Here is a 13,846-nt window from a genome sequence, read left to right on the forward strand (position 1 = left end):
CACGCAGAGCTCGCTCTGCGTGCCTTTTCGTATCCGATCAGCCAGGTATACCGCTTTCCGGCGGAGTCGATTCGTCCCCGGTGTATTCCTCCACTGCCGAGTCTCCGATGTCGGTCTGCAGCACCGGAGTCAGGTACTCGGGTACACCTCCGCGGATCTGGAAGACACTGGCTCCGGAGATTCCGAGGTGACTTTCGTCGGAGTATCGGAACGGGGCCAGCTGCGGGCCCTCGAAGTCCATTCCGCCGTCCTGGATCGCGGAGACGATGCCCTCACGAGTGGGATTCTCGCCTGCCGCCTGAAGAGCCTGCACGAACGCGTACGCCTGGCTGAGTCCGTAGATGCGGTAGTTGGTCAGTGGGTCACCTGTTCCGTTCTGAGCCCAGACCTTCTGCCACAGTTGCGTCCACGGATTCTCGGGGGAGTCGACGCCGGGGATGTATTCGAGCGAAATCATGCCTTCGAGGGATTGCGCACCGTTGGTAACTGCGCCCTGGGAGAAGCGTCCGAGCAGAGAACCGACCAGGTCGACGTCGGAGCCGATCGAACTGTAGAACCACTCGGGATCGTAGTTGAGCCGCATCGCGGTCAGTTGGCTCAGTGCGGTGTACGACGGGACGTTGAAGCCGAGCACGAGGTCGGCTCCGGCACCCTGCAGAGCGGCGATCTGTGGTGCGACATCGGTGTTGCCGGAGGTGTAGCGCACGACCTCGACGATCTGGTCGTCGAGATATTGGCGTACCGCGGCTTCGCTGTCCCTGCCGAGATCGTCGTCCTGAAGGAACAGCCCGACTTTGGCGTCGGGCCGGTTCTTCGTCACCCAGTCGCCGATGATCTTGCCCTCGACCTGGTAATCGGGCTGCCAGCCGAAGGTATTCGGGTACTTCTCGGGGTCGTTGCCCCACATGATGGCGCCGGAGGAGACGAAGAGATCCGGCACACCCTCCTCGTTCAGGAAGTCGATGACTGCGCTGTGCGTCGCTGTGCCGAGTCCACCGACGACGGCGAACACTTCGTCCTGGAGGACGAGTTCGTTGACGACCTGGGTGGTGGTCGTCGGGTCATAGGAGTCGTCACGAACGACGTACTCGATCTGCCTGCCGTTGACGCCGCCCGCGGCATTGACGTAGTCGAAGTAAGCCTTTGCACCCGTGGGTATTTCGCTGTATCCGGGTGCTGCGACCCCGGTCAGGGGGAAGTGGGCTCCGATCTTCACCGAGGTGTCGGTGATGCCGATCGTCGAGCCTTCCGAGGATTCTGTTGCCTCGTCTCTACCTCCTGCACCGCACGCTGCGGCCAACGAGACGACGGCGACGAGTGCGGTCGTTCTGACCGCCACCGATCCGAACTTCTTCATTTCATCTCTTTTCTGGTTGAACGCAACCTTCGAAACGTGCCCACCAGACCCAGTGGGGCGAACAGGATGACCAGGACGGTGAAGATGCCGGTCACCAGTGGTGCGAGTTCGGCGGATTGCAGACTGCTCAGCCCCAGATCGAGTCCGAGGTTGGTGACCACCGGTGGGATGTAGGTGAGCAGCAGCGCCCCGATCAATGCCCCGGACAGAGTGCCGAGCCCGCCGATGACGACGGCGGAGAGCAATGTCAGGGAGAGCGTCAGAGTGAACCCGCTCGGGGCCGCGATCCGCGCCGACATCGCGAGGACGGCACCTCCGGCACCCGCGCATGCGGCGCTGACGACGAACGCCAGGATGCGTGCCCGCCCGAGATCGATCCCGGACAGCTCGGCGGCTACTTCGTCGTCCCGAACGGCCCGCCAGCGACGGCCGATCCGGCTCGACGAGACGTTCGCCAACAGGAAGAACACGACGACGAGCAGCACCCAGCTGACGTAGGCGACGAATTTGGTTCCGCTGAGCTCGTTTCCGGTGACGAAGAACATCATGTCGTCGATCAGGTCCGGCACTTTCGGAGCCGGGACGACGAGACCCTGTTCACCGCCGAGGTAGTCCGAGAAGTACAGAGCCAGTCCCGGTACGGCGACGGCGAGCGCCAGCGTCGCACCGGCCAGGTACGGGCCGTGCAGTCGGGCGGCGGCCACTCCCACGACCACGCCCACCAGGGCAGAGATCACGGTGGCGGCCAGCAGTACGAGGGGCACCGACCATCCGGAATCGTTGGCCCGCAGCATCAATGCCGCGGTGTACGCACCGACGGCCATGAACGCACCGTGCCCGAGTGAGAGCTGCCCGCTCAGACCGGTCAGCACGGTCAATCCGCCGGCTGCGATCGCCAGGTACGCGACCGACGTCAGCTGACTCTGACGGAAGGTGCTCAGTGATTCGAGCGCCAGCACGATGACGACGAGTCCGATGACAGCGCAGAGGAAGTGGCGTCGTACCGGGGTGGCCGTGAGACGAGTGAGAGTTGCGTTCACGTCATACCCTCCTGGCTGCTGCGCTGGCGAACAACCCGCTCGGGCGGACGAGGAGAACGACGATCAGAATGATCAACGCCGCGCTCGACACGAGGTCCTGGCCGAGGTAGCCGCTGACGAAACTGAGCCCGACGCCCATCAGCAGGCCTCCGACCACTGCGCCTGCCGGGCTGTCGAGACCGCCGAGAACGGCTGCGACGAAACCGAAGACGACGATCGAGTCCATGTACCCGGGGTGCACCAGCGAGCCACCCGCAATGAGCAGCCCGGCCAGCGATCCGACGACTGCGGCCAAAGCCCAACCGAGCGTGAGCATTCGACTCACCCGGACTCCGAGCAGCTTGGCCACCTCCTGCTCGAATGCGCTGGCGCGCATCTTCAGTCCCAGATCGGTGAACCGGAACAGCAGAATCAGCAAGCCCAGGACCACGAGAACGGCGACGATCTTGAACACGTCGTATCCGGTCAGGGCCACGTTGATCTCCCCGACCTTCTGGCCGGTGAGACCGAACGGTGCTGGGAACGAACGAAATTGGTTCCCGAAGATGATGGCCGCAACCGCGTGGATGATGATGAACAACCCGAGCGTCAGAATCACCGGGTTGATGTGCGAGGAGCTGTCGACGAACCGAATGACGAGTCGTTCGATCAACGCTCCCAACAACAGTCCGCTGAGCAGCGCGACTCCGAAGCCCAACCAGTACGAGTAACCGGCGTCGATGACGACCAGTGCGACGTACGTGGTGATCATGGCCATCGGTGCCTGGGCGAAATTGACGATGCGGGTCGATCGCCAGATGAGGACGAGAGCGAGGGCGAACGCGGCATAGACCATGCCTGTCGTCACGCCGTTGATGAGGATGGTGAGCAGTTGTTGCACTGTGGCTGGCGTCCTTTCGGCTTGCTCTAGAACCCGAGATAGGCGTGTCGGAGGGCGTCGTCCCCGGCCAAGGTGTCGGCCGGGCCTTCCACCGCGACCTTGCCCAGATCGAGGACGACGGCATGTTCGGCGATGGACAGTGCACTTCGTGCGTTCTGTTCGACGAGCACGACCGTCATCGATTCGGAATCGACGAGTGCGCGCAGCGTTTCGAAGATCTGTGCGGCGACTTTCGGTGCCAACCCGAGCGACGGTTCGTCGAGGAGGAGAACCGACGGTGTTGCCATCAGTGCTCGACCGATCACCAGCATCTGCCGTTCTCCGCCCGACAGCGTGTGCGCCGACGAGGTTCGGCGTCCGGTCAGCGGCGGGAACATGTCGTAGATTCGATCGAGGGTCACGGCGTCGTGACTTCTGTTGCGTCCCAACGCGCCGAGGCGAAGATTCTCGTCGACGGTCAATTCGGCGATCACGCCCCGGCCTTCGGGCACGTGTGCAAGCCCTTTACGGGACATGCGATCCGGAGGTATGCCGACGATGTCGACGCCGGCGAGCTCGATACGTCCCGACGTCGGTTTCAGGAGGCCGGAGACAGTGCGCAGCAGCGTGGTCTTTCCGGCACCGTTCGCTCCGAGTACGGCGGTGATCGTGCCCGCGGTGACGGTCATCGACACCGAATCGAGGGCGGTGACCGGCCCGTAGTGCACGGTGAGATCGGTGATTTTCAGGTGTGTCGCGTCAGTTGTCATGTGCCACCTCGTTTCCGAGATATGCGGCCAGTACGGCCGGATCCTCCCGAATCTGATCCGGTGTGCCTTGGGCGATGACCTTGCCGAAGTCGAGGACGTAGATCCGGTCGCACACGGTCATGACGAGGTCCATGTGGTGTTCGACGAGCATGACCGATGTTGCCGGTCGGTCCGGCTGGGAATCCTTGTTTGCTGATGTGAGAGAGCGGATTTCGTCACCGAGTTCGCTCATTTCGTCGTTGGACAGGCCCGAGGCGGGTTCGTCGAGCAGGATCAACGACGGTTCGCTCACCAGCGCGCGCGCGAGGGCCACGCGCTTGCGCACCGCGTAGGGCAGGCTCGGTGGCAGCCGGTGCGCGTAGCCGTCGATGCGCAGTCGTTCCAGGGTGTTCATCGCGGTCGAGCGGACCGCCGCGTCGTCGGCCGCGCTCGAGGGAAGGCCCAGGAGGCCGCTGAGGATTCCGGTGCGTGCCGTTCGGTCGGCCCCGACCATGACGTTGTCCAGCACGGTCATTCGATCGAACAGTCCCAGTCCCTGCAGCGTTCGGCTCATGCCGAGCCGGGGCAGGTCGTGTGGGCGCAGGCGGCTCAAGGTTTCGCCGTGTCGGCCGAGGGTTCCCGATTGGGGTCGAACGAGACCGCACGCGACGTTGAAGAGTGTGGTTTTGCCTGCCCCGTTGGGTCCGATGACGCCGAGGACTTCGCCGGGTCGTACCTCGATGGTCACTCCGGAGAGCGCGACGATGCCGCCGAAGGACACGTCGACGTCCGTCATGGTGAGGACCGGATCCATCGTGTCGAGAGAGTTCAAGTGATGCACCTCACAATCTGTTGGGTCCACTATGGGGCGTCCAGCACAACGCGCGGTATGGGCGCTCCGCACAGAATGTTTGGGTGTCTGGGCACCAGTAACGGTCAAATCACCCTGTGATGTGGGCTCTGTGCGCAAAAATGGGCGGATGGCTTCTCCCGGGGTGCGTCGCGCTACGTCGCGATCCGCTGCGCGCGGCGCTGTGAAGCCCTCCGACCAGGAGAAGATTCGCGGTGCGTGGGCCGCGCTGTCGCCGCGGGCGGATGCGATTGCCGACTCGATCACGCTGGCGCTGATAGAGCAGGAACCCGCGTACCTGGCTAGCACCACTCCTGACATCGCCGGCGAAATTCGTCGCAGTACTCGCGCGCATATCAGCCAGGGCCTACGCACGCTGTCCGGTCTTGCGGCCGCGGGCGACAACGCCCGAGAGGTATGGCGTCGCACCGGGAGAGAGCGTGCGCGCCAGGGCATTCCGATGGAGTTGGTGCTGAAGGCGTACACGCTCGGGAGTCGGACGCTGTGGGAAGAGCTGATGCTCGAGCGTGAACAATGCAGATCCGTGATCGACGAGCATCTCCTGCTCGTCGCCGGTCAGCAGTTGTGGAGAGCGCTGGACAGTCAGTACGAAACTCTCGTCGAGGCGTACCGCCAGGAGAGCGCGCGTATGCAGCAGCGTGATCTCGCCAACGTGCTGGTGATCTTGGACGGTCTCCGGTCGGGCCGAGGCGGCGATCCGGCTTTCGTGATCGAGGCCCGCGCGACCCTCGGCCTTTCGGCTTCACAGCAGATCGCCTGCGTGGTCGGCCCGCTCGACGATCAGGGGTCGCCTCCGCTCCCCGCGCCCGAGGACGCGATGGACCAGATCGGCGCAGTGTCCCACTGGAACACTCGGGACGGGCACCAATTCGCGCTCGTGGCACTCGGGACCGGATCGTGGAGATCGGTCATCGACGCCCTTGCCGCGCGGGCGGTCGGCCCGGTCGGTGTGGCGCATTCGCCCGAGGGGGTGGCGTCGTTCGCGGCGGCGTATCGCCTGGCGGCACTGACGGCCGAGACCATCACCGAAGACAGTGGCGTCGCGTTGGCGACGGACCGACTGCCGAGGGTGATCATGGCCGCCGACGATCAATCGTCGGAACTGTTGGTTCGCCATGCGCTCGGCGCTCTGTTCACGCATCCGGAGCCGCACCGAGAAACGTTGCTCGACACGTTGGCGCACATGCTCGCTTCGGACGGTTCGCCCACCAACGCTGCGAAAGCGCTCTACTGCCATCGCAACACCGTCATCTACAGGGTGCGTCGTATCGAGGAGCTGACCGGGCGTGATCTGACGGATGCACGCGACCGGCTCCTGCTCACTCTTGCGCTGGTCAGGACGGGACATTGGGCGCGGGCCGTGGAGCAGGACGACGGTTCGACGACCCACGGTTCATTCAATCGAATGAAATGACGATGGCAATTCCGAACTCGCTGTAACGAGTGGTTGAAGTCTGCATATATTCCGTGTGGCTCCGTACTGCTGCCTGACCCCCGACCCGGCAGCAGTGCGGGGCCTTTTGCGTGCGGCGCGTGCGAGGGTCTCGGAACGAGCGGTGCTGTGCGGTTTGCGTAAGCTCGTCCGCGGGGTACGCCGCGCAGCAGGCCGGAATATGAATCGACGGTCCTGGAAGGGTCGAATGTGAGCGAGGGCAACAGTAGGTCGGGTGACGCGCCGAAGGGTGCCGAGCCCCACCCTGACGTACCGCCGTACGACACGCCGACCGAGGTGTTCGGGGCCATCCGCGACGATGCCGAGGCCCCGAAGCACGCAGAGCAGCCGGTCTCCGAGGGCCAGGACGCCACGGAATCCGAGGCGAACGAAGTCGAGGCTGACGATGCCGACGCGAACAATGCCGAGCTGACGCAGGCCGAGGGAACCGAACCCGATGCCACCGCCGAGGTCGAGCAGCAATCAGAGCCGGTTGCCGACCTCGATACCGCCGGTGATCCGGACGTCGACCAGTTCGAAGAAGGCGAGTCTGCTGCACCCGGCGCGGACGCGCAGCCCGCACCGGTGGCGGACGAATCGCCGACGGTGGCGCAGCCCGTTGTTCTGCCGTCCGCTTCTGACGCCGGGCAACCTCAGCCACCGACTGAACCTCCCTCTACTCCCCCTGAGAACGGTTCGGCGGAGCACGACGGATCCGGGTCCACGCCGCCGTGGAAGAAGATTGCCATCGGTACCGGCGCGGTGGTTGCCGTCCTCGGGTTGCTGTACGCGGCGGACTGGATTGCCTCCAGCGATCGGGTTCCGCGCGGTGTGACCGTTGCCGGCATCGAGGTGGGCGGCAAGAGTCATTCCGACGCCGAGGCCGTACTGCGTGCCGAATTGGGACCTCGGGCGGAGGAGCCGATTCAGGTGGGCATCGACGACCGGCAGGTCGAGGTGTTGCCTGCCGCGGCCGGGCTGGGAGTCGATTGGAACGCGACGCTCGATCGCGCAGGTACTCAGCCCATCAACCCGATCACGCGTCTGACGTCGCTGTTCGGAAGCCGGGAGATCGGCGTTGTCTCGACCACCGACGAGCAGGCACTCTCGGTCGCCGTGGACGGCCTGCGAGAGGAGACGGACCGTGCGCCCGTCGAAGGCGACGTCGTCTTCGAAGGTGCCACCCCGGTAGCCGTCGAACCGCTGGCCGGGCGAGTTCTGGACGCCGACGGGACGCGTCGAAATCTGCAGACCGAGTGGTCGACGGGTGCGACCGAGGTCGTCTACGAATCCACCCCTGTCACCGTGACGCAGGATGCGGTCGATCAGGCTCTGTCGAACGTCGCGGTCCCCGCAGTGTCGGCACCGGTGGTCATCGAAGGCCGACAGAACGTCGATGCAACGTTGCCGGTGGACCGTGTGGGTGAGGTGCTGCGCTTCGATCCGGACGGGCAGGGCGGCCTCACGCCGATCTACGACACCGGTATCGCCACCGGCATTCTTGCTCCGCAACTGGTCCGCACCGAAGTTCCGCCCAAGGACGCGTCGTTCACGTTCTCCGGCGGAGCTCCCACCGTCGTTCCCGGAGTGATGGGAGAGCTGGTCGAGTGGAACAAGACCCTCGAACAGCTTCCCGCCCTGCTGGCTGCGGACGGTCCGCGCTCGACCGAGGCCGTCTACGAACCGGCGCCGCCTGCCCTCACCACCGAAGCGGCAGAGAATCTCGGCGTGCGAGAGGTGGTCGCGGAGTACACGACCGGAGGTTTCGAGTACGCGTCGGGCGTGAACATCGGGCTCACCGCGCAGATCGTCAACGGCGCGCTGGTCAAGCCGAAGGAGACGTTCTCGCTCAACGGGTACACCGGTCCGCGCGGGACCGCTCAGGGCTTCGTCGAATCGGGAATCATCGACAACGGTCGACCCGATCGTGCCGTCGGCGGCGGCATCAGCCAATTCGCGACGACGCTGTACAACGCGTCGTACTTCGCGGGTATGGAAGACACCGACCACACCGAGCACAGCTACTACATCAGTCGATACCCCGAGGCCCGGGAAGCGACGGTCTTCGAAGGTGCCATTGACCTGAAGTTCACCAACCCCAACGACACCGGCGTGGTGATCGAGTCGTTCGCGGATTCGTCCAGCGTCACCGTCCGGCTGTGGGGCACCAAAACCGTCGACGTCGAATCGATCACCGGGCCCCGGACGCGGCCCACCTCGCCGAACACCGTGACATTGCCGGCCGGTGCCGGCTGCGTCGCATCCGGCGGGGGACCGGGATTCACCGCCAGTGACACCCGGGTGATCAGCGACGCCGCGTCGGGCAGGGAGATCTCGCGCAACACCAGAACCGTGAAATACGACCCCATCCCGATCGTCAAGTGCGTCCAGCCCGATCGTCCGGCTCCGGCCCCCGAACCCGACGACCCCCCGCGCCCGAACGACGACGAGTGACGTCCTGTGCTCGACGTGTCACTTCGAATCACGCGGATTCGGACTGTGGCGTCGACGCTCGATCGGGTGTTTGCTGGATGTAGACGTATGCCCGGAACGAATGCCGCCGCGACGAGGTTGCAACAGTAGAGGTGCGCTCGGCACCGCACGATCGAAAGGGAGCATCCTCCATGACGCTCACACGCACCGTCCTCGATCAACAGACACTTCGTGAGGCGTACGCGCAGTTCCCCAGCGGCGTCGTGGCGATCGCTGCGAAAATCGACGGTGTCCTGGTGGGCTTGGCGGCCAGTAGCTTCGTGTCGGTGTCGATCGATCCGCCGTTGGTAGCGGTGTGCATCCAGAACACGTCGACCACGTGGCCGAAGCTGGAAGTTGCGCCGAACATCGGCGTCAGCGTGCTCGGGGAAGCGCACAACGATGCCGTCCGCACTCTGGCTGCGAAAACCGGTGACCGCTTCGCCGGTCTCGACCTCACCGTCACCGACGGAGGCGCGGCCTTCATCGTCGGTGCCACCGCCTGGCTCGACACCACCGTCGAGCAACAAATTCCAGCGGGCGATCACGCAATAGTGTTGCTACGCATCCATTCCCTCGAAGTACAGAGTGAAGTCAATCCAATCGTCTTCCACGGCAGCAAGTTCCGCAAACTTCAGCAGTAACCGCTGTTCGACTTGGTTCGGCCCCCTTCAGCCTGTTCGGCCCGCCCACCGGTTCGGCCCTGTCCGCCCACCTTCGGCCTGTTCGGTTCGCCCGCCGATTTTCGCAAACGCGCGCGCACTTGCTGAACGCGCGCGAAATAGTGGCCCAATCGTGGGCAATTCTGCGCGCATCTGACAAGTGCGCGCGCGTTTGTCGGATCGGTCTCGTGAAGTCTGCCAGCGACGCTTTGCCGAGCCGGTTCTCCTGGTGGTGCAGCTGCGCTTCGCTCGGTGCGGCCTCGTTTGCTCGTCCACCTGTTTCGGCTCCGTCTGCCTCGCAAACGCGCGCGCACGTGCTGAACGCGCGTGAAATAGTGGCCGAATAGTCGACGATTCTGCGCGCATCTGACAAGTGCGCGCGCGTTTGCGGGACTGACAGCTAGGCGAACTGGTACGCCGGTACCTGTATTCATCCACAAGCCGGGAGTTGTGCACAGTCGTCAGCTTTCGAGCTCGACTCCGTCGACGCATGGCCGAGACTCGGAGCATGAAGGACGACCGAATGATTCGACGCTCCGAGGCGCTGGCAGACGGGAGCGCCGATCACGAGTTGCGCGCAATGTATGAGCGGGGTGGCTGGGAGCGTTTTGTGAATGGCGTCTACGTTCCGTCGTCGAGATTGGCCGGGCTGACAGAACAGGAGCGGCACAGACTGTTGATCGATGCGATTTTGCCGATCTTGTCCGGTGGTTACGTCGTCAGTCACCGTTCGGCTGCACTACTGCACGGATTACCCTTACCCACTGGCGGATTGGACAAGGTTCACATCACCCGACACCGCCGCGGCGGCGGTCGTACGAATACGACTGTGACCCTGCACTGTGCACCGTCCTTATCGAGCGTGACGGTCGACGGAGTCTCGGTGACCTCGCTGGCTCGGACAGTGGTCGACCTTGCTCGAACCGAGACGCTGCTGTCTGCGGTAATCGCAGGTGACGTGGCGTTGAAGTGCTGTGACGAGAGGGAGCTCGACGCGGAGTTGCAGCGGGCTCGGGGCTGGAAAGGTGTGGCGCAGGCGCGACGAGCGGTGAACCTCATGGACGGGCGCAGTGGAAACCCCGGGGAATCGCAGAGTCGAATCATATTGCGCGAGGCTGGATTCGACGTCGAGTCTCAGGTGGAGATCCTGGATCCAAGTGGGCGATCGGTGGCACGGATCGATTGGATGGTCAATGGCCTCGTCGTATGCGAGTTCGACGGTAAAGCCAAGTACACCAAATACTTGCGACAGGATGAGAACCCCGGCGACGTGGTGTTCAGGGAGAAGGTACGGGAGGACGCGGTGCGCGATCTCGGCTATCCGGTGGTGCGCTGGACCTGGGCGGACCTGGCGAATCCAGCAGAGTTGGTGGCGCGCGTTGCCCGAGCTGTAGAACGGGCCGCTGCCCTGCCGGCACCGCGAGGGAGCGTGCGAATTACATCGAGTCGGGAGCAAACGCGCACGCATTTGCCGAACGCGCGCGAAATCGCCTAACTATTCCGCAAAAGCCGCGCGCATCTGACAAACGCGCGCGCGTTTGCGCCAGGGCCGGGGGAAGCGTCGCCAGGGCTGGGGGAGCGTCGCCAGGGGCTAGGGGGAAGCGTCTACGGGGGAGCGTCTACGTGGGTCGGGTTCGGTGACCGTGGCGCGTGAAGTCCATCGGACCCGGCTAGGTCGCAAACGCGCGCGCATTTGCCGAACGCGCGCGAAATCGCCTAACTATTCCGCAGAATCCGCGCGCATCTGACAAACGCGCGCGCGTTTGCGCCGCTACGCAGGCCGGCAGCCGAGGCGAGACCGACGGCGCACGAACAACAACGGCCGCACCCGTGAAACAGGTGCGGCCGTCGAAGGTTTCAGGGAATCAGAATGCTGCTTCGTCCAGTTCCATGATGTCGTTGTCGATGTTGGTGAGGATGGCGCGCGTGGCGGTGAGCTGCGGCAGGATGTTCTTGGCGAAGAACGAGGCCACTGCGATCTTGCCCTCGTAGAACGCCTTGTCCTTGCCCTCTGCGCCGTTGTCCAGTGCAGCGATGGCGATTTCGGACTGACGCAGCAGCAGCCAGCCGATGAGGAGGTCGCCGAAGCCCATGAGGAAACGCACCGACGCCAGGCCGACCTTGTACAGCTCGGTGGGCTGGTCCTGTGCGCCCATGAGGTGCTGGGTCATCGAGGTGACGATGGCCTGGACGTCTTCGAGGGCGGTGGCGAGCAGTGCGCGCTCGGCCTTGAGGCGTCCGTTGCCTGCTTCGCTGTCGATGAACGACTTGATCTGTCCGGCAACGTGAGCTAGGGCTACGCCGCGGTCGCGTGCGATCTTGCGGAAGAAGAAGTCCTGCGCCTGGATGGCGGTGGTGCCTTCGTACAGCGAGTCGATCTTGGCGTCGCGGATGTACTGCTCGACGGGGTAGTCCTGCAGGAAGCCGGAGCCACCGAAGGTCTGCAGCGATTCGGCGAGCACCTGGTAAGCGATCTCCGAGCCGACGCCCTTGACGATGGGCAGCAGCAGGTCGTTGACGCGGTAGGCGATGTCTTCGTCGGCGTCCGAGACCTGCTTGGCGGTGATCGGGTCCTGGTGTGCGGCGGTGTAGAGGTACACCGCGCGCAGGCCCTCGGAGTACGCCTTCTGCATCATGAGGCTGCGGCGCACGTCGGGGTGGTGCGTGATGGTGACGCGCGGTGCGGTCTTGTCGGTCATCTGCGTCAGGTCGGCGCCCTGGACGCGTTCCTTGGCGTACTCGAGTGCGTTGAGGTAGCCGGTGGAGAGGGTGCCGATTGCCTTGGTGCCGACCATCATTCGAGCGTGCTCGATGACGTCGAACATCTGCGCGATGCCCTTGTGGACCTCGCCGACGAGCCAGCCCTTGGCGGGGACGCCGTGGCCACCGAAGGTGAGCTCACAGGTGGCGGAGGCCTTGAGGCCCATCTTGTGCTCGACGCCGGTGACGAAGGCGCCGTTGCGCTCTCCCAGTTCACCCTTCTCGAAGTCGAAGAGGATGGACGGAACGAAGAACAGGCTCAGGCCCTTGGTGCCCGGTCCGGCACCTTCGGGACGGGCGAGCACGAGGTGGAAGATGTTCTCGAAGAGGTCGTCGGAGACGGCCGAGGTGATGAAGCGCTTGACGCCCTCGATGTGCCAGGAGCCGTCGTCCTGCTTGATCGCCTTGGTGCGTCCTGCGCCGACGTCGGATCCGGCGTCGGGCTCGGTGAGGACCATGGTGGCACCCCACTGGCGCTCGACGGCGACCTTGGCCCATTCCTTCTGCTCGTCGGTTCCGTTGTGGTACAGGATGTTTGCGAAGCCGGGGCCTGCGGAGTACATGAAGGCGGCGGGCTGCGAGCCGAGGAGCATCTCGTTGATGCCCCACAGGAGGTTACGAGGCGCTGCCATGCCGCCGACCTCTTCGTCGAGGCCGACGCGCCACCACTCACCGTCGGCGAGGGCCTTGTAGGACTTCTTGAAGGATTCGGGCAGCTTCAGGCTGTTGGTCTCGGGATCGAAGACCGGGGGGTTGCGGTCGGCGTCCGCGAAGGATTCCGCCAGGGGGCCCTCGGCCAGGCGTACTACCTCGCGCAGCATGTCACGGGCTACTTCACCGTCCATGTCGCCGAAGTTGTCGCCCTCGAGGGTCTCGTCGAGTCCGAACAGCTCGAAGAGATTGAATTCGAGGTCCCGGAGGTTGCTCTTGTAATGGCCCATTGCTCGTTCGCTCTCCAGTCGGTGGTGCGGTCTCGTGAGTACCGCCCAAGTTAGCTACTCGTCGGTAACTTAACGGATATTACCCCCGATCGGTTCCGCTGCCAAGGGCGGACCTACTCGCCAGTAATAGAGCGTCGATCGCTGTGCCGCCGGTCACGTCTCGATACCGGTTCTCGGCCGTGGTGACGGTGAGTCGGTCCCCGACGTCCGCCGCCAGATCCTCTGGCGTGTACAGGATCTCGGGCTCCTGTGGACCGCCGACGCCGTCGGTGATGTTCGACGAGTGATGGCCGAGAATCATGAGGATTCCATCAGGTTTCAACGCCGACACCGCAGCCGATACGGCTCGGCGTCGCTCGTCCGGAGGCAAATGGAGGTAGAATATGAGCACCAGGTCATAGTTGGGCTCGGTTGCCAGCTTCGTCACATCGGCGTGTATCCAGGTCAGGCGCTCGCGCACCGACCGCGGGGCCGACTCGGCCACTCGACTCGCCCGCGTCAATGCCACCGACGAGAAGTCGACGGCGTCCACGATCCAGCCGCGCGTCGCGAGCCAGATGGCGTTGCGGCCTTGGCCGGCTGCCAAATCGAGGGCTCGACCGCGCGGGATTGTCGTCGCGACTTCGACCAAGGTGGCATTCGGAGCCTCGCCGTAGACGAGTTCTCGGCGTTCGTACTTGCGATCCCATTCGGCAGCGTCCAC

11 protein-coding genes are annotated in these 13,846 nt (G+C 64.4%); 4 read left to right on the forward strand and 7 right to left on the reverse strand.

Annotated features, from left to right (window positions below; translation table 11 throughout):
• Nucleotides 1–37: 37 nt before the first annotated feature.
• From AB0P23_RS09730 to AB0P23_RS09750, 5 genes are read right to left on the reverse strand one after another with little or no spacing between them, the layout of a single operon-like run.
• Nucleotides 38–1,357, reverse strand: coding sequence for an ABC transporter substrate-binding protein (locus tag AB0P23_RS09730; RefSeq protein ID WP_045841044.1), 1,320 nt, complete (start codon nucleotides 1,355–1,357; stop codon nucleotides 38–40).
• On the reverse strand, nucleotides 1,354–2,397 hold the full coding sequence (locus AB0P23_RS09735) for a branched-chain amino acid ABC transporter permease (RefSeq protein ID WP_045841045.1): 1,044 nt from the start codon (nucleotides 2,395–2,397) through the stop codon (nucleotides 1,354–1,356). Before AB0P23_RS09735 ends, AB0P23_RS09730 begins: the two co-directional genes overlap by 4 nt.
• Before the next feature lies 1 nt (nucleotide 2,398).
• The gene (locus AB0P23_RS09740; protein ID WP_032374817.1) at nucleotides 2,399–3,277 is read right to left on the reverse strand and encodes a branched-chain amino acid ABC transporter permease; all 879 of its coding nucleotides are present in this window, start codon (nucleotides 3,275–3,277) and stop codon (nucleotides 2,399–2,401) included.
• Between the two features lie 26 nt (nucleotides 3,278–3,303).
• Nucleotides 3,304–4,026, reverse strand: coding sequence for an ABC transporter ATP-binding protein (locus AB0P23_RS09745; protein WP_027495389.1), 723 nt, complete (start codon nucleotides 4,024–4,026; stop codon nucleotides 3,304–3,306).
• The gene (locus AB0P23_RS09750; RefSeq protein WP_230591705.1) at nucleotides 4,016–4,837 is read right to left on the reverse strand and encodes an ABC transporter ATP-binding protein; all 822 of its coding nucleotides are present in this window, start codon (nucleotides 4,835–4,837) and stop codon (nucleotides 4,016–4,018) included. The genes AB0P23_RS09745 and AB0P23_RS09750 overlap by 11 nt, the downstream gene beginning before the upstream one ends.
• A gap of 148 nt (nucleotides 4,838–4,985) precedes the next feature.
• On the opposite strand from AB0P23_RS09750, the gene AB0P23_RS09755 reads away from it, so the two are divergent.
• The 4 genes from AB0P23_RS09755 to AB0P23_RS09770 all read left to right on the forward strand — a co-directional run bounded on the left by AB0P23_RS09755 (nucleotide 4,986) and on the right by AB0P23_RS09770 (nucleotide 10,937).
• A complete protein-coding gene (locus AB0P23_RS09755; RefSeq protein ID WP_363797368.1) occupies nucleotides 4,986–6,290 on the forward strand; it encodes a helix-turn-helix domain-containing protein in 1,305 nt (434 codons plus the stop codon).
• A 228-nt stretch (nucleotides 6,291–6,518) separates the two neighbouring features.
• A complete protein-coding gene (locus AB0P23_RS09760; RefSeq protein ID WP_363797370.1) occupies nucleotides 6,519–8,762 on the forward strand; it encodes a VanW family protein in 2,244 nt (747 codons plus the stop codon).
• A gap of 170 nt (nucleotides 8,763–8,932) precedes the next feature.
• Nucleotides 8,933–9,424 carry a flavin reductase family protein gene (locus AB0P23_RS09765; RefSeq protein ID WP_027495391.1) on the forward strand — a complete coding sequence of 164 codons (492 nt, stop codon included), beginning with the start codon at nucleotides 8,933–8,935 and terminating at the stop codon, nucleotides 9,422–9,424.
• Nucleotides 9,425–9,950: 526 nt separating this feature from the next.
• Nucleotides 9,951–10,937, forward strand: a complete 987-nt coding sequence (locus tag AB0P23_RS09770) for a hypothetical protein (protein WP_219519485.1) — start codon at nucleotides 9,951–9,953, stop codon at nucleotides 10,935–10,937.
• A gap of 370 nt (nucleotides 10,938–11,307) precedes the next feature.
• On the opposite strand, the gene AB0P23_RS09775 is transcribed toward AB0P23_RS09770, so the two are convergent.
• Together AB0P23_RS09775 and AB0P23_RS09780 are read right to left on the reverse strand one after the other, a co-directional pair.
• Nucleotides 11,308–13,143, reverse strand: a complete 1,836-nt coding sequence (locus AB0P23_RS09775) for an acyl-CoA dehydrogenase (protein WP_032400463.1) — start codon at nucleotides 13,141–13,143, stop codon at nucleotides 11,308–11,310.
• Between the two features lie 79 nt (nucleotides 13,144–13,222).
• Nucleotides 13,223–13,846 (reverse strand): class I SAM-dependent methyltransferase, encoded by a 624-nt coding sequence (locus tag AB0P23_RS09780; protein WP_283542837.1) that lies wholly within the window; start codon nucleotides 13,844–13,846, stop codon nucleotides 13,223–13,225.

Source organism: Rhodococcus sp. NPDC077669 (genome assembly GCF_040686915.1).
Taxonomy (GTDB): domain Bacteria; phylum Actinomycetota; class Actinomycetes; order Mycobacteriales; family Mycobacteriaceae; genus Rhodococcoides; species Rhodococcoides fascians.

Excerpts from the sequence above, each read along its gene's own strand:
- AB0P23_RS09730 (WP_045841044.1), bottom strand. The coding sequence starts at position 1,357 with ATGAAGAAGTTCGGATCGGTGGCGGTCAGAACGACCGCACTCGTCGCC.
- AB0P23_RS09745 (WP_027495389.1), bottom strand. The coding sequence starts at position 4,026 with ATGACAACTGACGCGACACACCTGAAAATCACCGATCTCACCGTGCAC.
- AB0P23_RS09775 (WP_032400463.1), bottom strand. The coding sequence starts at position 13,143 with ATGGGCCATTACAAGAGCAACCTCCGGGACCTCGAATTCAATCTCTTC.
- AB0P23_RS09755 (WP_363797368.1), top strand. The coding sequence starts at position 4,986 with ATGGCTTCTCCCGGGGTGCGTCGCGCTACGTCGCGATCCGCTGCGCGC.
- AB0P23_RS09765 (WP_027495391.1), top strand. The coding sequence starts at position 8,933 with ATGACGCTCACACGCACCGTCCTCGATCAACAGACACTTCGTGAGGCG.
- AB0P23_RS09770 (WP_219519485.1), top strand. The coding sequence starts at position 9,951 with ATGAAGGACGACCGAATGATTCGACGCTCCGAGGCGCTGGCAGACGGG.